The sequence below is a fragment of the Holdemanella porci genome (assembly GCF_009696075.1).
GTDB classification, from domain to species: domain Bacteria; phylum Bacillota_I; class Bacilli_A; order Erysipelotrichales; family Erysipelotrichaceae; genus Holdemanella; species Holdemanella porci.
In genome coordinates this window covers 1-1,535 of sequence record NZ_VUMR01000115.1, presented here as the reverse complement: position 1 = coordinate 1,535, position 1,535 = coordinate 1, and the positions used below count along the sequence as shown (strand labels likewise).

Genomic DNA, 1,535 nt, shown 5'->3' with positions numbered 1-1,535 from the left:
AATATTCAGTTTTAGATTGATGACATAGAGGAACTCCTAAACAAATCTATCGACAGTTAACCACTCTGTTATTCGTGGATTGGGTACCTAAGGTTAATGGTCCGTCGAGCAGGTTTTGTAAATCTCATATCGTGGATCAATAGCTTTTTCGTACAGTCCTCCTCGCGATTTGATTCGTGTACCACTATTGCCTTAAGAGGTGAATCGCAAATAACCAGACCTGTTTCATTATTTACGAAGTTCCTCTATATCATCAATCCTTTGTCTTTCTAAAAGTCTTTCTTCACATCTCCTTTCACTTATTTATTATTTTAATGGATGTTTCCTGTTTCCATTCCCCAAATAAAACATGCTAACTCTCTAGCTACAGCGACTATTGCCTTATTTCTAGGCACATTTCGTTCAATCAATTTTTGGTATTTCTTCTTCAAACGTTCTGTTGCCTTATCCGCATATGCAATAATATTTACATCCATTCCTTTTTGACGACTTTTTAACCCTTGTGATTTTTTTGCATATACGTTTCCTTTCACCAAAGATTGTGCACATTCTACCAGTGTTTTTCTAATCACTGTATTTCCTTGCTTTGTAATACCAATTCGGTTGTTTTTATCGCCACTAGAATGTTCTCCTGTTGTAAGTCCAGTATAGGATGCATATGCTTTTGCGCTTGGAAAACGTTCAAAATCAGCTGTTTCTACCTGTATAGTCATGGCTGCAAATGTTTCTATACCCTTAAAACATCTTAATTTAGATACCTTTTCATGGTATCTTTCACTTTGATACATCTCATCAATACGATTCATGAATCGATTGATTTTATCGTTTAAATTTTCCATTTCTGCAATATATTCATTTAAGGTTTCTCTTTGAATTTCTGACATTTCCAATTCTCTGATCCAATTCATATAGCGAATTGTCCATTTAGATTTACCATCATATTGATAGCCATGACGCAATACAAATGCGCAGATTTCCTGCTTAACTCTTTTTAATTCCTTTTTGAAATCATGAATCATACGGATGTATTCTTTTATTTCAACATCTTCTTCATCTGGAACATATACAGATTTATATGATCCACTAGCCAAGTTCTTTGCAATATTCAAAGCATCCATTCTGTCATTCTTTACCATCTTATTTTTTGCAGAAACCTGCATAGTTGTAGGAGCCAAAATTACACAATCCACTCCTCTTGCAGTTAACGACTTATAAAGAGAATATCCAAGACAACCTGCTTCATAACCACATTTGATTTCTACATCGTTTTCATAACGACTTTTAAGTGTTTCAATAAACTTAATTACTAGTTTTACATCAGAAGCAAATGTAGATTCTGAAACGATTTCTCCTGTATAACCATCATAAGCACATAAACTAAACGAATTTTTGTGGACATCCATTCCAACAGATAATATACTTTTCATAGTGACCTCCTATTGTGTTATGGCATCGACACCATAAGTGTTTTTAATCAATTCAATTATGAGTCGTAATCCACGTATTGACAATAGGAGGTCACTTCATATTATCTC

1 protein-coding gene is annotated in these 1,535 nt (G+C 34.0%); it reads right to left on the bottom strand.

Annotation, left to right across the window (positions count from 1 at the left end; translation table 11 throughout):
* Nucleotides 1-311 precede the first annotated feature (311 nt).
* Nucleotides 312-1,427 (bottom strand): IS110 family RNA-guided transposase, encoded by a 1,116-nt coding sequence (locus FYJ55_RS10590; protein ID WP_154556790.1) that lies wholly within the window; start codon nt 1,425-1,427, stop codon nt 312-314.
* Between the last annotated feature and the right edge of the window lie 108 nt (nt 1,428-1,535).